Origin of the sequence: Pseudonocardia sp. ICBG1293 (assembly GCF_020131355.1) — a bacterium.
GTDB lineage: Bacteria > Actinomycetota > Actinomycetes > Mycobacteriales > Pseudonocardiaceae > Pseudonocardia.
Window position 1 is genome coordinate 327,393 of the sequence record NZ_JAHLEL010000047.1, and the last position, 22,318, is coordinate 349,710.

General features: G+C 77.1%; 4 protein-coding genes and 1 pseudogene. All 5 read right to left on the bottom strand.

Annotated features, from left to right (window positions below; genetic code table 11):
- The 5 genes and pseudogenes from KPF47_RS24870 to KPF47_RS24890 all read right to left on the bottom strand — a co-directional run bounded on the left by KPF47_RS24870 (position 1) and on the right by KPF47_RS24890 (position 22,294).
- Positions 1-1,398 (bottom strand): condensation domain-containing protein, encoded by a 1,398-nt coding sequence (locus tag KPF47_RS24870; protein ID WP_308015479.1) that lies wholly within the window; start codon positions 1,396-1,398, stop codon positions 1-3.
- Complete coding sequence (locus KPF47_RS24875; protein WP_308015480.1) at positions 1,392-8,387, bottom strand: non-ribosomal peptide synthetase; 6,996 nt, start codon at positions 8,385-8,387, stop codon at positions 1,392-1,394. Before KPF47_RS24875 ends, KPF47_RS24870 begins: the two co-directional genes overlap by 7 nt.
- Positions 8,326-9,987, bottom strand: a pseudogene (locus tag KPF47_RS41100) (amino acid adenylation domain-containing protein); the annotation flags it as partial. The pseudogene KPF47_RS41100 and the gene KPF47_RS24875, both read right to left, overlap by 62 nt.
- Complete coding sequence (locus KPF47_RS24885; protein ID WP_224391203.1) at positions 9,885-11,087, bottom strand: condensation domain-containing protein; 1,203 nt, start codon at positions 11,085-11,087, stop codon at positions 9,885-9,887. The gene KPF47_RS24885 and the pseudogene KPF47_RS41100, both read right to left, overlap by 103 nt.
- Positions 11,084-22,294, bottom strand: coding sequence for a non-ribosomal peptide synthetase (locus KPF47_RS24890; RefSeq protein ID WP_224391204.1), 11,211 nt, complete (start codon positions 22,292-22,294; stop codon positions 11,084-11,086). Before KPF47_RS24890 ends, KPF47_RS24885 begins: the two co-directional genes overlap by 4 nt.
- Between the last annotated feature and the right edge of the window lie 24 nt (positions 22,295-22,318).

Genomic DNA, 22,318 nt, shown 5'->3' on the forward strand with positions numbered 1-22,318 from the left:
TCAGATCCCTCCCACGGCACGCAGCCGGGCGGTCACGGCGTCGATCTCGTCCTGGGACAGCGCCACCGAACGCAGGTCGGACGGCGTCAGCCCGCCCTCGGCGGCGCGCAGGTGCGTGGCGTGCGCCCGCAGCGCCTCGGTCCACAGCGTCGCCAGCTCCTCGACCACGGCGTCGTCGAGCAGTGCCGACGGCCAGGTCAGGTCCACCGCGAGGACGGGTCCGCCGGGCCCGTCCTGGACCGCGGCCAGCACCTCGATCGGGTGGGCGAAGGGCAGCCCGGGGTCCCCGGCGGGGAATCCGGGTGCGTCCGGGGCGGTGGACCAGGCGGGCACCCGGTCCACCGGCAGGGCGGGGTCCGGCCCGCCGACCCGGCCGAGGTAGTTCAGCGCCAGCCGCGGCGTGTCCGCGGCGACCAGCCCGGGGTCCGGCCGCGGGCCGTGGCGCAGCAGCCCGAACCCGGCCCCGTGGTCGGGGACCGCGTGCAACGACTCCTTCGCCTCGCGCAGCGCCCGACCGACCACGGCTCCGCCCCCGAGGAGGTCCGGCCAGTGGGCGTCGGGCCCGTCGATCGCGACCGGGTACAGCACGGTGAACCAGCCGACGGTCTCGGTGAGGTCCAGCCCGCCGACCAGGTCGTCGTGCCTGCCGTGGCCCTCCAGGTCGAGCAGGACCGGGCCGTCGAGCGGGCGGCCGCGGCGACGCAGCCACTCCCGCAGCGCCAGCGCGAGCGCGCTGCAGAGCACGTCCGGCACCGTGGCGCTGTAGGCGCCCGCGGCGTCCCGGACCAGGGTCGTGGTGTCCTCGGCGGGCAGGATGAACGAGCGGGTCCGGGCGGTGGCGAGCACGTCGCGGCGCGGATCCGGACGCACCGTCGACAGCTGCGGGGCGGGGTGCTCCAGGAGCCGGGCCCAGTACCCGCGCTGGTCCGTCCAGCGGGGGTCCCCGCCGGCGGCGGCCAGCGTCGCCGCCCACCGGGCGTACCCGGTCCGCGGCGTGGGCAGCGCGGCGAGCCCGCCGCGGGCCCCACGGTGGGCGGCGACGAGATCGGCGACCAGGATCGGCCACGACACCGCGTCGACCGCGAGGTGGTGCGCGGCCAGCACGAGCCGGCCCGGGCGCTCCGGTCCGGCGTCGCACCAGACGACGCGCAGCATCGCCCCCTCGTCCGGGTCCAGCTCGGAGCGGGCCCCCTCGTGCACACCGGCGACCGCGGCCGCGGCGTCGTCGACCCGGACGTGGGTCACGACCTCCTCGGCCGGTACCTGCGGGCGGACCCGCAGTACCGGCCCGGTGCCCGGGCGCTCCAGCCGCAGGCGCAGCGCGTCGTGCCGGGCCAGCAGCGCGGCGACGGCCGCGAGCAGGTGCTCACGGGTGAGCTCGGGCGGGGTCGTCAGCACCCGGCTCTGGTGGAACCCGGTGACCGGCCCCCGCTCTCGAGCAGCCAGGCCGCGATCGGCGGGAGCGGCAGGACGGGGGCGGGTGTGCCGGGCCCCGCCGGGCCGTCGCCCACCGGGTCGGGGCCGTCGGCGCCCGGGACCGGACGGGCGACGGTGGCGAGCGCACGGACGCTCTGCTGCTCGAACACCTCGCGGGGGCTCAGCTCCCAGCCCGCCGCACGGGCCCTGGCCACCAGCTGGATGGAGGTGATGCTGTCCCCGCCGAGCGCGAAGAACCCGGTGTCGGGACCCACCGCGCCCGGTTCGAGCCCGAGCACCGCGGCCACGACCTCGGTGAGCTGCTGTTCGACGCCTGCGGCGGGCGGCTCCGCGACACCGGTGCCCCCGGCCGCCGCCGGGTCGCCCACCGCCGACGGGAGCGACGCGAGGGCGGCCCGGTCGACCTTCCCGTTCGGGGTGAGCGGCCAGGCGGGCACCGGCACGAACTCGGACGGGACCATGTAGTCGGGCAGCTGCCGCTGCGCCGCGGCCCGCACCGCGTCCGGGTCCGGTGTCGTCCCGACGGCGGGGACCAGGTAGCAGACCAGCCGGGCGGCACCGACCGCCGGACGCCGGAGCAGGACCACCGCGGAGTCCACCGCGGGGTGGCCCGCGACGACGGACTCGATCTCGCCCGGTTCCACCCGGAAGCCGCGCAGCTTCACCTGGTCGTCGACCCGCCCGAGGAAGTCCACCCGCCCGTCGGCGAGCCTGCGGCCGAGGTCCCCGGTGCGGTAGAGCCGCGCCCCCGGCGGGCCCAGCGGGTCGGCGACGAACCGTTCCGCGGTCAGCTCCGGCCGGCCCAGGTAGCCGCGTGCGGTGCCGACACCGCCGAGGTAGATCTCCCCCGGGGCGCCGAGCGGCACCGGGCGCAGCGTGGCGTCGAGCAGGTGCACGGTGGTGCCGTCCATCGGCGACCCGATCGGCACCGTCCGGCCGACCGTCGCGCCCGGGTCGATCGGCTCCCGGGAGGCGAACACCGTCGTCTCGGTGGGGCCGTAGCCGTCGACCACACGCAGGCCGGGACAGGCCCTGCGGACCCGGTCCACCGCGTCGGCGGGCACCACGTCGCCGCCGACCCACAGCTCGTCCAGGCCGGCGAGCGCGGCCGGGTCCTCGTGCGCGACGACGCGGAACAGGCCCGCGGTCAGCCACAGCGCCCGCACCCCCTGCCCGGTCACGGCGCGGCGCAGGGCCGTCAGGTCGAGGCCGTGCGCCGGGCCGACGACGACGGTCCCGCCGCGCAGCAGCGGCACCCACAGCTCGTAGCTGGCCGCGTCGAAGCCGGGCGAGGAGTGCCACAGCACGCTGCGGTGGCAGGGCGCGTCGTAGAGACGGTCGTCGGCCAGGCCGGTCAGGTTCGCGTGGGTGACGGCGACGCCCTTCGGCTCGCCGGTCGACCCGGAGGTGAACATCAGGCAGGCCAGCCGGTCCGGGGTGACGGCGTCCCGGCGTGCGCCGCCGTCGGGCGCGGTGTCCAGGGCGGACGGGTCGAGGACCGATGCCGGGCGGTGCAACCCGGGCGGGAGCTCCCGGTCGGTGATCAGGACCGTGGCGCCGGTGCGCTCGAGCAGCAGGTTCGACCGCTCGGTCGGGTACGCCTCGTGCAGCGGGACGTAGGCGCCACCCGCGCCGAGGACCGCGACCATCGCGGTGGCCAGCTCCACCGAGCGCGACATGAGCAGCGCGACCGGGGTCTCGGGGCCGACACCGGCGGCGGCCAGCGCGGCCGACCAGCGCCCGGCCCGCTCCACGAGCTCGCGGTAGGTGACCTCGCGGTCGTCGTCGCGGATCGCGACGGCGGACGGGGACGCGGCCGCCACCCGGGCCAGCCGGTCGGTGACGGTGCCGGGCGGCTGCGGCGCGGGAGCGCCCGCCGCGGCCCGCGCGATCGTCTCGCGCTCGCCGGGCAGCAGGATCTCGAGCTCGCCGAGCGTGCGCCGGGGGTCCCGGCAGGCCGCGGCCAGCAGCGCCGTCCACCGGGCGCACAGGCGCTCCACGGTGCCGTGGTCGAACAGGTCGGCGGCGAACACCACGCTGCCGCCCAGTCCGGCGGGCGCACCGCCGTCGTCGTGGGTCTCGGCCAGCTCGACGGACAGGTCGAACTTGGCGGGCCCGGCGGCGGTGTCCGCCTCGGCGACCGTGAGACCGGGGCCGAGGTCGAGGTCGGGGACCGCGGTGTTCTGCAGGACCAGCATCACCGTGAACAGCGGGTGCCGGGCCAACGAGCGCTCCGGGGCCAGCACCTCGACGAGCCGGTCGAACGGCATCTCCTGGTGGGCGAACGCGGCCAGGTCGTCGTCGCGGACCCGTTCCAGCAGGTCGCCGAACGCCGGGTCGCCCCCGGTGTCGGTACGCAGGACGACGGTGTTGACGAACAGCCCGACGACGTCGTCGAGCGCGGGGTCGCCGCGACCGGCGACCGCGGTGCCCAGCGCCACGTCGGTACCCGCTCCGAGCCGGGTCAGCAGCGTGGCCAGCGTGGCGTGCAGGAGCATGAACAGGCTGGCCCCGTGCGCCCGGGACACATCGAGGGCGGCACGGTGCAGCTCGGCCGGGATCGCGAACCGGACGGTGTCCGAGGCGTGGCCGGCCCGGTCCGGGCGGGGCCGGTCGCAGGGCAGGTCCAGCACGTCGGGAAGCCCGGCGAGGCGGTCCCGCCAGTAGCCGAGGTGCCCGGCGACGACGCTGTCCGGGTCGGTCTCGGCGCCCAGTACCTCCGCGGTCCAGGTCACGTGGTCGGCGTAGCTGACCGGCAGCGAGGCCCAGCGCGGCGCGCCGCCACCGGCCCGGGCCCGGTAGGCCCGGCCCAGATCGGCCAGCAGCGGGGTCAGCGACCAGCCGTCGAGGGCGATGTGGTGCACCACGATCAGCAACAGGTGCGCCCCGGGGCCGGTCGACCAGCAGCGGACCCGCAGCGGGGACCCGGTGGCCAGGTCGAACCGGGCGCCGGAGGCGGCGGCGATCTCGTCGGCGGCCCGGTCGGCGGCCAGCGGGTACGGGTGCAGGTCCCCGAGCCCCGCGGCGGCCGCGGCGGCGTCGACGAGGACGGCACGCGGCGTACCACCGGAGTCCGGGTAGCGGGTGCGCAGCACCGGGTGCCGCTCCAGCACGTCGGCCAGCGCCGCGCGCAGGGCCGCGGTGTCCAGCGGGCCGTCGAGCCGCAGCGCGATCGGGACGTGGTACGTGCCGGGCGCGGTGCCGCGCCGGTCGAGCTGTTCCAGGAACCACAGCCGTCGCTGGGCCGCGGAGAGCGCGTCCCCACCGCTGCCGGGCCGGATCGCGGGCCGGGCGGCGGGGGCGGCGGTGACGGCGGCGGCGACCCCGGCCGCGGTCGGCGCGGCGAACACCGTCCGCATCGGCACCTCCACGCCGAAGGCGTCTCGCAGCCGCCCGACCAGCTTCATCACCAGCAGCGAGTGCCCACCGAGTGCGAAGAAGTCGTCGTCGGGCCCCGGCTCGCCGCCGCCGAGGACCTCGGCGAACACCGCGCAGACGCGCTCCTCGACCGGGCCCGCCGGTGCCCGCCCGGCGGCGGTGGCCTGCTCCGCGGGTTCGGGCAGCGCGCGGAGGTCGAGCTTCCCGGTGGCGCCCAGCGGGAAGCGCTCCAGCGCGACGAGCCGGGCGGGGACCATCGCAGCGGGCAGCAGCGCGGCGACGTGCCCGCGCACCGCGGCGGTGTCCACCTCCCCGACCGGGGTCCCGACCTCGGGGACCAGGTACCCGACGAGCTCGACGTCGCCGCGCCGGTCGTCGCGGGCCACGACGACGGCCCGGCCCACCGCGGGGTGGGTGGTCAGCGCGGCGGCGATCTCGGCGGGTTCGATCCGCACGCCGCGGACCTTCACCTGGTCGTCGGCCCGGCCCGCGTGGTGCAGCAGGCCCTCGGTGTCCCAACGGGCCAGGTCACCGGTGCGGTACATCCGCGACCCGGCGGGCCCGAAGGGGTCGCCGACGAACCGGGACGCGGTGAGTCCCGTGGCGCCCCGGTAGCCCCGGGCGAGCCCGGCCCCGGCGACGTAGAGCTCCCCGATGACCCCGGGCGGGACCGGGGACAGCGTCGCGTCGAGGACGTACACCGCGGTGTTGTCCAGCGGCGTCCCCGTCGGGGCCGCGGGCCCGGGGAGCTCACCGGCCTGCGCGGTCGTGCGCCAGCCGATGCAGTAGACGGTCGCCTCGGTCGGACCGTAGAGGTTGATCACCTCGCGGGCGGTCGTCCCGGCCCGGATCCGGTCGAACGTCGCCGACGGCAGACCCTCCCCGGCCAGGACGACGGTCCGGGCGGCGAGGTGGGTGCCCGCGTCCACGACGTCGGCGGTCACCGACGGCACCCCGCAGATCATCGACACCGGGCGGGGCGCGGCGCCGGACAGCGCGGTGAGCCCGTCGACGAGATCGATCCGGCCGCCGGTGAGCAGCGGTGCGAACAGCTCGAACACCGACACGTCGAACCCGACCGAGGTCGCGGCCAGCACCGCCGAGCGCTCGTCGTCGGTGAAGTGGTCGCGCGCCCACAGGACCAGGTCGACCACGGACCGGTCGCTGACGGCGACACCCTTGGGCCGGCCGGTGGACCCGGAGGTGTAGATGACGTAGGCGAGCTGGTCGGGGTGCCGGGCGGGAAGGGCGGTGCCCGGGCCGTCCGTGTCGAGGACGGTGCCCGTGTCGAGGACGGGGACCGCCGCCGACGCCGGGAGCACGGCCGCGCCCGTGCCGTCGGCGAGGACCAGTGCCGGGCGGGCGTCGTCGAGCAGGACGCCGAGGCGCTCGGCGGGCAGGACCGGGTCCAGTGGCAGGTAGGCGCCGCCCGCGCGCAGCACCGCCCAGATCGCGACGATCAGCTCGGGGCCGCGCGCCAGCGCGAGTCCGACCACGGTCTCGGGACCGACTCCCCTGGCCTGCAGGGCCGAGGCCAGCCGGGCCGACGCGGCGTCGAGCCCGGCCGCGGACAGCGTCCGCTCCCCCGCGACGACCGCCGGCCCCGCCGGGTCCCGGCGGACCCGCTCGGCGAGCAGATCGGTCAGCGCGAGCGGCGGCCGGGCCGCGCCGGTGGCGTTGACCTCGACGAGCAGCCGGTGCCGCTCCTGGTCGGTGAGCAGGTCCGGCGTGCTGATCCGGGCGTCCGGCTCGGCGAGGAGCCGGGTGAGCAGTGCCGTCCACCTCCGGGCGAGCGCCTGCCCGGCGGCCGGGCTGAACACCTCGCCCGCGCAGTGCAGCACGCCGCGCAGACCGGTGGGCGTGCCGCGGTCGTCGCGGGTCTCGGTGAGGTCGGCGAGCAGGTCGAACTTGGTCGCGGTGAGCTCCACCGGCTCCTCACGCACCTGCAGGCCACCCCAGTCCGCCGTCTGCGGGCCGGTGTCGTCGGACAGCGCGAGCAGCACCTGGAACAGCGGATGCCGCCCGAGCGCGCGCGGCGGGTTCAGCAGCTCGACCAGTCGCTCGAAGGGCAGGTCCTGGTGGGCGAACGCGGCGAGGTCGGTGCGCCGGACCCGGGACAGCAGCTCGGCGAACGTCGGGTCGGAACCGGTGTCGGTGCGCAGCACCAGCGTGTTGACGAAGAAGCCGACGAGGTCGTCGACGGCCTGGTCGGTGCGGCCGGAGGTCACCGTCCCGAGCGGGATGTCGGTGCCCGCGCCGTGCCGGGTCAGCAGCGCCGCCAGCGACGCCTGCAGCACCATGAAGACACTGACCCGGTGCGTCCGGGCGACCTCGTCGAGCCGGGCGTGGGTGGCCGCGTCCAGTTCCAGGGGCACCCGGACGGAGCCGGCTCCGGGGTGGCTGCCCCGGGTGCGGTCGGTGGGCAGGTCCACCGCGGCGGGGAGGTCGGCCAGCTCGGCGAGCCAGAACGCGGTCTGCTCGTCGAGGTGGCCCTGCCCGCCGAGGACCTCGTGCTGCCAGAGCGCGTGGTCGGCGTACTGGACCGGCAGCGGGCTCTCGAACACCGGCCCGGCGCGGTCCGGGCCGCGGTGGTGGGTCCATGCCCGGCCCAGGTCGGCGAGCAGCGGTTCCCAGGACCAGCCGTCGGCGACGATGTGGTGCAGCACGACGAGCAGCACCGGGTCCTCGTCCGGTACCCGGACCAGGGTCAGGCGCAGCGGCAGGCCGCGATCGAGCGGGATCGGGCGGCGGGCGAGCCGCGCCAGGGTCCCGGGCAGCGCGCCGGCGTCGGTGTCGACCTCCTCCAGGGCGGCGTCCAGCGCGGCGCGCGCGGCGTCCGGGTCCAGGACCTCCTGGTGGGGCTCGCCGTCCTCGGCGGGGAACCGGGTCCGCAGCGCCTCGTGGCGCTCCAGGACGTCCGCCCAGGCGGCCGCGAGCGTGTCGCGGTCCGGGGCGGTGCCCGGGGTCGTGGCCCGCAGGCGCAGCGCCAGCGGCAGGAGGTAGGCATCCGGGTCCTCGCCGAGCTGCTCGAGGAACCAGAGCCGCTTCTGGGCCAGCGACAGCGGTACCCGGCGCGGCCGTGGGCGGGGACGCACCGGGTACCGCCCGGGTGCGGCGCCGCCGACGGCACGGGCCAGCCCGGCGACCGTCGGTGCGTCGAACACCGCCCGGACCGGGAGCTCCGCGTCCAGCGCGGTCCGGATCCGGGACACCAGTCGGGTGGCGAGCAGGGAGTGTCCGCCGAGCGCGAAGAAGTCGTCGTCGGCGCCGACACCGGTGCCGCCGTCGGTACCACCCTCGGCACCGTCCTCGACACGGCCATCGACACGGCCCTCGATACCGAGGAGATCGGCGAACAGCCCGGCGATGACCCGCTCGGCGTAGCCGGTGGGACGGCGTCCCGACCGGGTGACGAGCGCGGGGGGGCTCGGGCAGTGCCCTGCGGTCGATCTTCCCGCCCGCGGTGCGGGGCAACTCGGGGAGCACGACCAGCGCCGCGGGTCGCATCGGCGGGGGCAGCACGGCCGCCAGGTCGGTGAGCACCGCGTCGGGGTCGGGCCCGGGTGCCCCACCCGCCGGGCCGTGCCCGACGACGTAGCCGACCAGGACGGCGTCCGCGCCGGTGCCGCGGACCTGCACCGCGGCCCCGGCGACCTGCGGGTGCGCGGCCAGCGCGGCCTCGACCTCGGCCGGCTCGACCCGGTGCCCGCGGATCTTGACCTGGTCGTCGGCCCGCCCGACGAACCGCAGCGCCCAGCCCTCGTCGAAGCGGGCGAGGTCGCCGGTGCGGTAGAGCCGCCGGCCCGGGGCGCCGTGCGGGTCGGCGACGAACCGGGACGCGGTGAGCCCCGGCCGGTCGTGGTAGCCGCGGGCCAGTCCCGGCCCGGCCAGGTACACCTCCCCGACGATGCCGCGCGGCACCTCCCGCAGCGCCGGGTCGAGCAGCCGGACCTCGACCCCGGGGAGCGGCCGGCCCAGCGCGACGGTGCCGACCGGGGCACCGTCGTCGGCGTCCGGGCCGGGCACCTCCAGCGCGGTCGCCGCGACGGTGGCCTCGGTCGGCCCGTACTCGGCGACGACCCGGACCGGCGGGCGACCGGTCCGCCAGTCCGCCAGTGCGGACCCGTCCAGCGCCTCGCCGCCGACCAGCAGCTCCGCTCCGAGGTCGCGGTCGGGGCCGAGGGCCTCGAGCAGGGGCAGATGGCTCGGGGTGATCTTGAGCAGGCCGCCGGGCACCGCAGCGCCGTCGGCCAGCTCGCCCACGACCACACAGCCACCGGCCACGAGCGGGCCGAGCAGCGAGGGCAGGGTGCCGTCCACGGTCAGCGGTCCGTGCAGCAGGGCCCCGGTCGCGAGACCGGGCAGGGCACCCGCGGCCCAGCGCAGGTAGTGCGCCAGCGCCCGGTGCGGCACGACGACGCCCTTCGGGGTGCCGGTCGAGCCCGAGGTGAACAGCACGTAGGCGGCGTGCTCGGGATCCGCCTCGGGGAACGCGCCGGGTGCCGGGGGCGCGTCGCCGGGCACGACGGCGCCGGAGACGTCGAGCACGGTGCCCGCGGCCGGGCCCGGCTCGTACCCGCCGTCGGTGAGGGTGAGCACCGGCGCGGTCGCGGCGAGGATCGTCGCGGCCCGCTGCGCGGGGCCGTCCGGGTCGACCGGGACGAACGCGGCGCCGGCCCGGAGCACGGCGAGCACCGCGACGACCGCGGTGGCTCCACGGGGCAGCGCGACCGCGACCCGCGCCTCGGGACCCGCTCCGGCGGCGACCAGGCGGGCGGCCAGCGCGTCCGCGGCCGCGTGCAGGGTCGCGGCGTCGAGCTCGACGTCGCTGTGGCGGACCGCAGGCGCCTGTGGGGCGCGTGCCGCCTGCCGGGCGAGCAGCGCCGTCACCGTGCCGGGCGGCCCGGCGGGCCCGCCGTCGACGACCTCGCGCGGCCGGTCCTCGGTGCCCGCCGGGTCGATCTGCGCCAGCGGGGCCGCCGGGTCGGTGGCCAGCCGGTCGAGGGTGCGGCGCAGCATCCCGGCCAGGCGGGCCACCAGCGCGCCGTCGAGGACGTCGCTGCGATAGGTCAGCCGGTAGGCGAGGCGCTCGCCGGGCAGGCCGGCCAGGCCGACCGTGTAGTGCGTGGAGTCGGTGGCCGTGACGTCGACGATCCGGACCCCGTCCGACATCGGCGGCGCGGAGTCGGCGTCCACCGGGTAGTTCTCGAACAGGTGCTCGTGTCGAACAGCTCCCCCGTACCCGCCCGCTCCAGGACGTCGGACAGCGCGACGTGCTGGTGGGTCAGCAGGCCGGTCTGCTCGGCCTGGACCCGGTCGACGAGGTCGTGGAACGGCTCGCCCCAGCTCCAGCGCACGCGGACCGGCAGGGTGTTGATGAACAGGCCCACCATCCGCTCGACGCCGGGGATCTCGGCCGGACGGCCGGAGGTGGTGGCGCCGAAGGTGACGTCGCGCCGACCCAGGGCCACCCCGAGCACCAGCGCCCAGCAGGCACGCAGCGCGGTGTTCGTCGTCCACCCGTGCCTGCGGACCACGGCGTCGAGACGCGCGGTCTCCTCGTCGGTCAGCTCGACGGTCTCGGTCGCCGGGGCCGGGACCGCTCCCGGGACGCGGCGGCCGAGCCGGGAGAGCAGCGTCGGTCCGGGGTTCTCGTGCAGGACGGCGTCGTAGGCGGCCAGCGCGGCATCGGTGTCCTGGCGGGCGAGCCACGCGAGGTGCTCGCGGAACGGGACCGGCGGTCCGAGCGCACCGGGCCCCGCCTCGTAGAGGGTGAACAGCTCCTCCAGCAGCACCGGGTAGGACCAGCCGTCGAGCAGGATGTGGTGCACGGTCAGGACGAGCCGGGACCGGCCACCGGGCGTGCGGACGAGCAGCATCCGCACCAGCGGGGCCCGGTGCATGGCGAAGCGGGCGCGACGCTGGGCCGCCATGAGGTCGGTGCAGCGACGTTCCGCGTCGGGCCCGTCGAGCTCGATCTCGCGGAACGGCAGCCGCACGTCGCGGCGGACGACCGCGAGCGGGCGGTCCAGCCCGTGGTGGCGGAACCCGACGCGCAGGGCGGCGTGCCGGTCGAGCAGCGCCTGCCCGGCCCGGCGCAGCGCCGCCGCGTCGACCGGGCCGGTCATCTCCACGACCAGCTGGACGGTGTAGACGTCCGGGCCCTCGCCCTCGTAGAGGGCGTGGAACAGCAACCCCTCCTGCAGCGGGGTCAGCGGCAGGACGTCCTCGACGCCGCCTCCGGCGCGGGCACTGGTGGTGGACTGGCTCACGAGTGGGTCCTCCGGGTGGGGGTCGGCGCCTGCTCGTCGCGGTCGCCGGGGTCGTCGGGTGCACCGAGGTCGCCGAAGCCGTCGAGATCACCGAGGCCGTCCGGGTCGCCGGCGGTGTCGTCGCCCTCGGCCTCGAGGAGCTCGATGGTGGCCTGGTCCAGCTCGACGAGGGACAGGTCCGACGGCGTCAGGCCGCCGGCACCGGTGTCGGTCACGTGCCGGACCAGGCCGCGCAGCGCGGCCAGCCAGCCGGCGAGCAGTGCCTGGACCTCCTCGTCCTCCAGCAGCCGGCCGGCTGCCGTCGCGTGCACCCGGAACCGCGGCCCCGCGGCACCGTCCTCGGTGAAGGCGTTGATCTCCAGTGGGTGCGCCAGCGGGAGGTCCGGGGCCGCGACGGCGACGTCCGGCTCGGGCAGGACCGCCCAGCCGGGGCACGTCCCGTCCCCGGTGTCGGTGTCGGTGTGGTCGCCGGTGCCGGCCCGGCCGAGGTAGTTCAGCGCCACCGCGGGCGCCGCGCGCCGCCGCAGCTCCGGGTCCTGGCGCAGCCACCGCAGCAGGCCGTGGCCCAGGCCGCCGTCCGGTACCGACCGCAGCTGCTCCTTGACGCCCTTGACCAGCCGGGACCCCGCTGCCCCGCCCGCCTCGACCTCGGCGATGTCGGTGTCGGGCGGGTCCAGCCGTACCGGGTGGAGCGTGGTGAACCAGCCGACGGTGCCGGTGAGGTCCAGTCCGAGCGCGCTCGCCCCGCGGCCGTGGCTCTCGACGTCCACCACGACCGGTCCCGCCGATCCGGGACGGCGGCCGCGTACGGCCATGGCCAGCCCGGCGAGCAGCACCTCGTCCACCCGGGCCCGGAACGCCGAGGGCACCTCGGCCAGCAGCGGTGCCGTGACCTCCGGCGGCAGCTCGGCGGTGTGCGTCCTGGCGGTGGCCAGGGTGTCCCGGCCGGGATCGAGCAGCGCCCGGTCGAGTGCGCTGCCGCTGCACCCCGTGGGGTCGAGCACCTGCTGCCAGTGGGCGCTCTGGTCGAGCCAGTACGGCTCCTGCGCGGCGGCGGCGAGTGCGTGCGCCCAGTGCCGGTAGGACACGGGGGGCGCGGCGGGCGCGGCATCCGGTCCCCCGCCGTCACCCACCCGGCACGCGGTGACCAGGTCGGGGACCAGGATCTGCCACGAGACCTCGTCGACGACCAGGTGGTGGCCGACCAGCACGATCCGGCCGGACCGGTCCGCGCCGCGGTCGACGTGCACGGCCTCGAACACCCGCCCGGCGTCCGGGTCGAGCCGGTCGCGCGCCGCGGCGGCCTCGGCCCGCACCGTGTCGGCGAGCTCTCCCGTGCCCGGTGCGAGGACGTGGTGCACCACCGGCGGAGCGGCGTCGGCGTCGATGACGGCGCCGTCGCCGGTGCGGCGCAGCCGCAGCGCCGGGTGCCGATCGGCCAGCCGCGCGAGGGCGGCACGCAGGTCGTCGGGCGTCAGCCCGGCCGGGGCGACGAGCAGCCGGCTCTGGTGGAAGCCGCGGGTGGCGGCCGCGTCACCGAGCCACCGCATCATCGGGGTGGCCGGGAGGTCGCCGTACGGGTCGAGGGTCGGCGCGGCCGTCCCCGGTCCGGGTGTGCGGGCGGCCGCGGCCAACGCCCGCACGGTGCGCAGCTCGAAGACCTCGCGTGGGGTCAGGACCAGGCCGGTCTCCCGGAGCCGGGAGACCAGGCGGATCGCGCCGATGCTGTCCCCGCCGAGGTCGAAGAAGCCGTCGTCGAGGCCGACGGCGCCCAGCCCGAGCACCTGCGCGACGGCCGTCGCGACCGCGCGCTCGGTCGGTGCGGCGGAGCCGGTCGCGTCGTCCCCGGCCCGTACCGCCGGGGTGGGGAGCGCGGCGCGGTCCAGCTTGCCGTTCGGGGTCAGCGGGAACGCGGCCCAGACCTCGATCACGGCGGGCACCATGTGCCCCGGCAGCACGGTCGCCAGCTCCGCGCGCAGCGCCGCCGGGTCCGGGCGGACCCCGGGCCGGCCCTGGTCGGGGAGCACCCACGCGACCAGGCCGCGTTCCCCGGAGGCGAGCCCGCGGGCGTCGACCACGGCGGCCGAGACCCCGTCGAGGCCGGTCAGGGCGGCCTCGACCTCGCCCGGCTCGATCCGGAACCCGCGCACCTTGACCTGCTGGTCGGCCCGGCCGACGAACTCCAGCGCGCCGTCGCGACGGCGGCGCGCGACGTCGCCGGTGCGGTAGAGCCGCCCGCCGTCGCCGTACGGGTCGGCGACGAACCGGGTCGCGGACAGTCCCGGCCTGCCCAGGTAGCCGCGGGCCAGTCCGGGACCACTGACGTAGAGCTCGCCCGGGACCTCGGGCGGCAGCGGCCGGAGCCGGTCGTCGAGCACCACGGCGCGCAGGTCACCGATCGGCGTGCCGATCACGCTGGCCGTTCCGGGAGCCGCGTCCGGGCCGCCCAGCGGCCGGAGGGTGACGTGCACGGTGGTCTCGGTGATCCCGTACATGTTCGTCAGGCGGGGCGCGGTGTCGCCGTGCCTGCGGAACCACGGGGCCAGCCGGGCCGGATCCAGCGCCTCCCCACCGAAGATCACCTCCCGGAGGCCGAGCCGGTCCCCCGTCGCGGGGTCGGCGGCGTCGGCGGCGGTCAGCTGGTCGAACGCGGACGGGGTCTGGTTGAGCACGGTGACGCGTTCGTCGGCGAGCAGGCGCAGGAACCGGTCGGGGGACCGGCTGACGTCGTAGGGCACCACGACCAGTCGGCCGCCGTGCAGCAACGGCCCCCACAGCTCCCACACCGAGAAGTCGAAGGCGTAGGAGTGGAACAGCGTCCAGACGTCGTCGGGCCCGAAGCCGAACTCGTCACGGGCCCGGTCGAACAGCCGGGTGACGTTGGCGTGGGTGACGACGACGCCCTTGGGCCGCCCGGTGGACCCGGAGGTGTAGATGACGTAGGCGGCGTTCCCGGGACGGGCCCGGGACGGGGCCGCCCGGCCGGCCGGTGCGTCGGGAGGTGCGTCGGGCAGGGTGTCGAGCCGGACCACCGGCACGCCGGGCGGCAGCTCGTCGCCCGGCGGTGCGGTCGCGACCAGGACCGACGGGGCCGCGTCGCCGAGCAGGACGGCGATCCGCTCGCGGGGCAGGTCCGGATCCACGGGCAGGTAGGCCGCGCCCGCCTTCAGCACGCCGAGCAGGCCGACGACCAGATCCGCGGAGCGCGGGCCGAGCAGCGCCACCAGGTGTTCCGGGCCCACCCCGTGCCGGGTGCGCAGGTGCTCGGCGAGCGCGTCGGCGCGCCGGTCGAGCTCGCGGTAGCTCAGCGCCCGGTCGCCGTCGGTGACGGCGACCGCGTCCGGCCGGGCGGCCGCGGCGGCCTCGAACCGGTCGACCAGGGTGTCCGGCGCCGGGACGGTCCCGACGGCGGCCGGGGCCAGGGAGAGCGCCCGCTCCCGGTCCGAGAGCAGCTCGACCGCCGACAGCCGGGAGCCGCCGTCGGCGGCCATCGCGTCGAGCAGCCGTCCCAGGTGGTCCAGCACGTCGGCCACGGTGTCGGTGTCGAACAGGTCGCGCGACAGGGTGACCACGCCGTCGATGCCCGCCGGGGCCCCGGTCGCGTCGTGGCGTTCGTGCAGCTCGATGGTGAGGTCGAACTTCGCCGCGCCGACACCCAGGTCGACGGCCTCGGCGTCGATCCCCGGCAGTGCCAGCTCCGGCTCGGTGACGTTCTGGACCACCAGCATCACCTGGAACAGCGGGTGCCGGGCCATCGACCGCTGCGGCGCGAGCTCGTCGACCAGCCGCTCGAAGGGCACCTGCTGGTGGCTCAGCGCGTCGACCACGACCTCGTGGGACCGTCCGACGAGCTCGTCGAGGGTCGGGTCGCCCGCGGTGTCGGTCCGCAGCACCAGGGTGTTGACGAAGAACCCCACGAGGTCGTCGAGCGCGGGGTCGGTGCGCCCGGCGACGACCGTGCCGATCGCGATGTCGGTGCCCACCCCGAGCCTGGTCAGCAGACCGGAGACGCCGGCGGCGGCGACCGTGAACAGCGTCGTGCGGTGTCGCCGGGCCAGCGCGAGCAGGGCGGCGTGCCGGTCGGCGTCCAGCGCGATGTCGACCCGGTCGGCGACGTGGCCGGGGACGTGCGGGCGGGGCCGGGCCTGCGGCAGCGTGCAGGTCCCGGGCAACCCCTGCAGCCGGTCCCGCCAGTGCGCGAGCTCGGCGTCCAGCGGCAGGTCGGCCTGCCAGAGCGTGTAGTCGGTGTAGCGCACGGCGGGCTCGGCCAGCCGCGGGCCGGGCGCGTCCGGGTCCGCGACCCGGGAGCGGTACGCCTGCTCCAGGTCACGCAGCAACGGTGCGAGGGACTCCCCGTCGGCGGCGATGTGGTGCACCGCGAGCACCAGGACGTGCTCGTCGGGGCCGGTCCGCAACAGGCGCGGGACCAGCGGGAGACCCGCGGCGAGGTCGAAGTGCGGGGCGGCGGCCTCGGCCAGCCGGGTGCCGAGGTCCTGCGCCGCGACCGGCTCGACGACCGTGCCGGCGGCGACCGCCCGCGCCGCCTCCGCGGCCCCGACCACGACCTGCCGCGGGAACGGCGTCCCGTCGGCGTAGCGGGTGCGCAGCGGCTCGTGGCGGGCGACGACGTCGCCGAGCGCCGCGCCGAGCGCGTCGACGTCGAGCCGGCCGCGCAGCCGGATCCCGATCGGCACGGTGTAGGCGCCGTCGGGCACACCGAGCCGGTCGAGTGTCCAGAGCCGCCGCTGCCCCGCCGACAGCGGCACCGGGCCGTCGTCGGTACGGGCGGTCAGCGGGACCGGGGCGCCGCCGCCGGGTCGCACCGCGGTGAGTGCGGCCGCGATCCCGGCCGGGGTCGGCGCCTCGAACAGCGCCCGCAGCCCGACGTCGGCGCCGGTGCGGGCGCGCAGCCTGCCGAGCAGCCGGGTGGCCAGCAGCGAGTGCCCTCCGAGGTCGAAGAAGTCACCGTCCCGGCCGACGGGCCGGCCGAGCAGCTCCGCCATCGCCTCGGCGACCTCGGCCTCCAGCGGGTCGGTCGGGGCGCCCACCGGGCTCGCGTCGTCCGTCGTGGGCGCGGGAAGCGCCCCGCGGTCGATCTTGCCGGTGGTGGTGCGCGGCAACGCGTCCAGCACGACGACGCCGGCCGGGACCAGGTGCGCCGGGACCCGCCCGGCGAGCTCGCGGCGGACGTCGGCGGCGGTGGGCGGCACGGTGCCGGACCGGGGCACGACGTACCCGACCAGCCGCGGCTGCCCGTCGGAGCCGGGCCACACCGACGCGGCCGCCCCCGCGACCCCGGGGTGCCCGGCCAGCGCGGACTCGACCTCGCCGAGCTCGATCCGCACGCCGCGGATCTTGATCTGGTCGTCGCGGCGGCCCAGGTACACCAGGTCTCCGCCCGCCGTCACCCGCACCAGGTCGCCCGAGCGGTACAGCCGCTCGCCCGGGCCGCCGAACGGGTCGGCGACGAACCGGGTCGCGGTGAGCCCCGGACGGCCCACGTACCCGCGGGCCAGCCCGCGTCCGGCGATGTAGAGCTCGCCGGGGACGCCGGGCGGGACCGGGCGCAGGCGGTCGTCGAGCACCCGGACCGCGGTGTTGTCCAGCGGGGTGCCGATGGGCACCGCGGCGCCCGGGTCGGCGCCCGGCGCGGTGCGGTGCCCGAGGCAGTAGACGGTCGCCTCGGTCGGCCCGTAGAGGTTGACGATCTGGGCGCCGGGTGCCAGCGCGTGCAGCCGCCGGACCAGGGCGGGCGGCTGCGCCTCGCCCGCGGTGACGACCGTGGACACGTCGAGCGCGACACCGGCCGGCGCGGTGTCCAGCAGGTCCGACAGCACCGAGGGCACGGCACTGACCAGGCTCCCGCGGAAGCCGCCGCGGGTTCCGAGCACCGCGAGGTCGTCGACGATCTCCACCGTGCCGCCCGCCGCGAGCGGGGCGAACAGCTCGAACACCGACACGTCGAACCCGAGCGGGGTCGCGAACAGGACCCGTTCGAGCTCCGGCCCGAAGTGGTCGCCCGCCCAGGCCAGCAGGTCGTCCACGGCGGCGTAGGACACCGCGACGCCCTTGGGGCGTCCGGTCGAGCCGGAGGTGTGCAGGACGTAGGCCAGGCCGGCCGGGTCCGGGTCGCCGGAGGCCACGTCCGTCTCCCCCACCGGCTCGTCGTGGTCGAGGAGGTCGTCGAGCTCGAGCGGGGCGAGTCCCGCGCCGAGCGCCGCGGCGCGCACCGTCGAGGACGCCTCGTCGGTGACCAGAGCGGTGGCCCGGGAGTCGCGCAGCAGGAACCGGGCCCGTTCGGCGGGCAGGTCGGGGTGCAGCGGGAGGTAGCCCGCGCCCGCCTCCCAGACCGCGCACAGCGCGACGACCTGGTCGACGCCGGGGCGCATCGACACGGCGACGACCCGCTCCGGCCCGGCGCCGTGCCCGCGCAGCGCCGCGCCGAGCACGCGGGCCCGGTCGGCGAGCTCGGCGTAGGTCACGACGGTGTCGCCGTGCACCAGCGCGGGCGCGTCCGGCCGCAGCCGCGCCTGGGTGCGGATCCGGTCCACCGGGAGGCCGCGCGGGCGCGGGCGGGCGGTGTCGTTGATGCGCTCCAGCAGCGCGTGCTCGGCGGCCTCGACGACCGGGAGCGCCGACACCGGGGTACCCGGGTCCGCGACGACGGCCGCGAGCACCGCACCCAGCCTGCGCCCGAGTGCGGCGACGGTCTGCTCGTCGAACAGGTCGTGGGCGAACTCGATGGCGCCGTCCAGGGTCGGCCTGCCCGCGTCGTCGCGTCCCTCTCGCAGGTCGAACCAGAGGTCGAACTTCGCCACCGGGGAGTCGACGGGTACCAGCCCGGTGTCCAGGCCCGGCAGCCGCAGGTCCGGCTCGGGGGTGTTCTGCAGGACCAGCAGGACGCCGAACAGCGGGTGGTGGGTCAGGGTGCGTGCCGGGTTGAGGACCTCGACGAGCGAGTCGAACGGCAGGTCCTGGTGGTCAAAGGCGTCCAGGTCGTCCTCGCGGACCCGCTGCAGGAGGGTGCTGAACGCCGGGTCCCCACCGGTGTCGGCCCGCAGCACCAGGGTGTTGGTGAGGAACCCGACGACGTCGTCGGCGCCGTCCTCGACGCGGCCCGCGGTGATCGTGCCGAGCGGGACGTCGGTGCCTGCGCCCATCCGGGTCAGCAGCGCCGCGAGCGCGGCGTGCAGGACCATGAACGGGGTCGCGCCGTGTGCGGCGGCCAGTCGGGCGATGCCCTCGGCGGTGGTCGTCGGCAGCGACCAGGGCACCCGGGAGCCGCGGTGCGACGCCACGGCCGGGCGGGGCCGGTCCGCGGGGAGGTCGATCACCTCCGGCGCGTCGTGGAGCGCCTTGCGCCAGAACTCGAGCTGGGCGGCCATCGGGGACCCGGCGTCGTCCGGGGCACCGAGCCGCGCGCGGCCCGCGGCGACCAGGTCGGCGTACTGGACGGCCGGACCGGGCCAGGCCGGCGGGTGGCCGTCGCGGCGGGCCCGGTAGGCGTCCGCGAGGTCGCGCAGCAGCGGTGCCAGCGACCAGCCGTCGGCGGCCACGTGGTGGAGCACCAGCAGCAGGACGTGCTCCTCGGGTCCGTCGTCACCGCCGTCACCGCCGTCGACGCGGCGCAGCAGGACCCGCAGCGGCAGCTGCGTGGCGAGGTCGAACGGCACGGCGGCCGCGTCGGCGAGCAGCGCGGCGACCCCGTCGGCGGGCACGGTGCCGGTCAGCGCGCCGTCCCCGTCGGTGGACACGGTGCGCAGGGAGGTCACCTCCGCACGACGGCGGTGCGCCTGCTCCGGGGCGAGGATGTGCTGGCAGGGACCGTCGCCGTCGTCGGGGAGCAGGGTGCGCAGGCTCTCGTGCCGGGTGAGCAGGTCGTCGACGGCGGCGAGCAGCGCACCGGTGTCGAGGGGCCCGCGCAGCCGCAGCGCCAGCGGCACGTGGTACGCCCCGCTGCCGGGGTGCAGTCGTTCCAGGAACCACAGCCGCCGCTGCGACGCCGACGGCTCCGACCGGTCCCGGGGCGCGAGCGCCGCCACCGGTGCGTCGGCGGCGGGCGGAGCGGTGCCCGCACGGTCGAGCAGCGCGGCCAGTCCGGCGACGGTCGGGTTGCCGAACAGCTCGCGCAGCGCCGGTGCGCCACCGGTACGGGTGCGCAGCCGGGACAGCAGACGGGTGGCCAGCAGCGAGTGCCCGCCGAGGGCGAAGAAGCCGTCGTCGGCGCCGGGCGTGGCGTCGCCGAGCTCGAGGACCTCGGTGAACAGCCGGGCGACCAGCTCCTCGGCCGGGCCACGGGGCGGACGCCCCGACGGGCGGACGACCTCCGGGACGATCCCGGCCAGCCGGGCCCGGTCGAGCTTGCCGTTCGCGGTGTAGGGGAGCTCCGCGAGGCAGGACACCGCCGTGGGCACCATCGACTCGGGCAGCGCCCGCGCGGCGGCGAGCCGGACCTGTTCCGGGGTCGTCGCCGGGTCGGCGACCACGACGTGCGCGACGAGTTCGGCGACGCCGCGTGCCCGGTGCACCGACACCGCGGCGCGGACCACCTCGGGCAGGTCGCCGAGCACGGCCTCGACCTCGCCGGGCTCGATCCGGACCCCGCGGATCTTGACCTGGTCGTCGCGGCGGTGCAGGAACACCAGGCTGCCGTCCGCGTGCGCCCGCACGATGTCACCGGTGGCGTACATCCGGCCCCCGGGCTCGGCCGCGAAGGGGTCGGCGCAGAACGTGGTGGCGGTGCGGCCGGGGTCGTCGAGATAGCCACGGCCCACCCCCTGCCCGGCCACGTACAGCTCCCCCGGCCGTCCCGTCGGGACCGGTCGCAGGGCGGGGTCGAGCACGTAGAGGTCGGTGTTGGGCAGCGCGCGCCCGATCGGGACCGAGCCGGCGTCCGGGACGACCCCCGCGGGCAGGACGGCGTGGGTCACGTCGTCGGAGCACTCCGTCGGCCCGTAGGCGTTGATCAGCGGGACGGTGGTGTGGTGGCGGTTCCACCGGCGCACCAGCTCGGCCGGGAGCGCCTCACCGGTGACCATCAGCCAGCGCAGGTCGGGCAGCGACGGTACGCCGGCCCCGGGCGCGTCCCACTCCTCGACGGCACCGCGCAGCACCGACGGGACGACCTCCAGGACGGTGACACCCTCCGCGGCGCAGAGCGCGAACAGCGCCTCCGGGTCGGCAGCGGTCCCGCGCCCGACGATGCGCACGGAGCCACCGACGAGCAGCGGCGCGAGCAGCTGCCAGATGGAGACGTCGAAGGTCAGCGGGGCGTTCTGCACCAGGGTGTCGGCCGCGGTCAGCCCGCACACCTCGACCTTGGCGAGCAGGTGGTTGAGCATCCCGCCGCGGTGCACCATCGCACCCTTGGGGGTTCCGGTCGAGCCGGAGGTGAACAGCACGTAGGCCAGATCGAGGTCGCTGCCCCCGGCCGGGACCGTGGCGGGGTCGACCGGCTCCGCCGGGACCGGGTGGCGGGCGACGTCGGGGGGCGTCCCCACCGGGACCGGGTCCGGGTCGCCGGGGCGGCGCCGGGGGTGGAGCAGGACGTCGGCGCCGGACGCACGCAGCCGCTGCTCCACCCGCGCCGGCGGGTCGGTCGGGTCGACGGGCACCCAGGCGGCACCCGCACCGAGCACGCCCAGGATCGCGACGAGGTAGTCGATGCCGGGCTCGGCGACGACCGCGACGAGTCGACCGCGCCCGACCCCGGCCCGGTCGAGCAACGCCGACGTCGCCGCGGCCCGTCCGACGAGCTCGCCGTAGTCGCACCGGCCGTGCTCGTCGACGACGGCCACCGCGGCGGGGTCCCGGACGGCGACGGCGCGGACACGGTCGACGACCCCGGTGGGCGACGGGACCGGGGTGCGTGGTCCGGCGCCCGCGGCGAGGACCGCCCGCAGCTCCGGGCCGGTCAGCAGCCCGGCCGCGGCCAGCGGCCTGCCGGGGTCGGCCACCAGCGCCTCGACCAGTGCGAGGAGCCGGTCGGCGTGGTCCCGGACCGTCTCGTGGGTGTGCAGCGCGTCGTTGGCGAAGAACTCGACCCGGACCGGCCCGCCGTCGCCGCGGTCGAACACCGCGATCTCGAGGTCGTCGACGACGCCGTTGGCCATGTTGTGGGCGGTGGCCCGGTGCCCGCCGAACTCCAGCGCGTAGTCGAAGGACATGATGTTGACCGAGACGGCGGCGATCGGTGCGGACGGGTCGACGCCCGCGCGCTCGCGGACGATGTCCTCCTGCCGGTACTGCTGGTGACGCAGGACGGCCCGTGCCTCGGCGGTCGCCGCGCGCAGGACCGAGGAGAAGCTCGCCGCGGCGGGGGTGTCGACGACGAGCGCGAGCACGTTGCTGGTGGTCCCCGGGGTGGTTCGGATCCGGGGGTCCCGGCGGGCCGCGGTCGGGAAACCGACCGGGACCGCAGCCGCACCGGAGTGCAGGTGCAGGTACACCGCCACGGCCGCGGTGAACACCATCGACCAGGTCGTGGTGTGTTCCCGGCCGACCGTGCGGAGCCGGTCGAGCAGCTCGGGCGTCAGCACGACCGACTCGCGTACCGGGGTGTCCGACGCGGGGGCGCGGTCCGCGGCGAGCCCGACCGGCTCGACGCCGGCGAGCCTGCCGATCCAGTACGCGCGGTCCCGCCGGTAGGCCTCGGACTCCCGGTAGCGCCGGTCGGCGTCGAGGTAGTCGGCGAGCGTGCCGAACGAGGACTCCGGGACCTGCTCCCCCGCGACCAGCGCGTTGTAGACCTGGGCGAGCCGGGCGCTGAACAGCCGTCCGCTGACGCCGTCGCCGATCAGGTGGTGGTTGCGCTGGAAGTAGATCCAGTGCTCCGCGCCCAGCCGCAGCAGTGCGTCCACCGACAGCGGTGCGTGCTCCAGGGTGAAACCACGGGCCAGCTCGTCGTCCATCCATGCCCGTGCCGCGGCCAGGGGGTCGTCGTGGCCGGAGAAGTCCTGCCGCACCAGCTCCGCGGGCGGCCCGGGGTACTGCCACACACCGGTGTCGTCCTCGACGACGTACATCTGCGCGGTGATCGCGTCACCGATGGTGCGCGCGAGCGCGGCGGCGAACACCTCCGGCTCGAGGGCACCGTGGACCTCCAGGTACTCCGAGACCGTGAACGAGTGGTCGGGATTGAGGCGTTGCGCGAACCACACGCCCTGCTGGGCTGCGGTGAGCGGGTAGCGGGTCGCTTCCCTGTCCATCCGGTCGTCCCCCCTGTGCTGCAC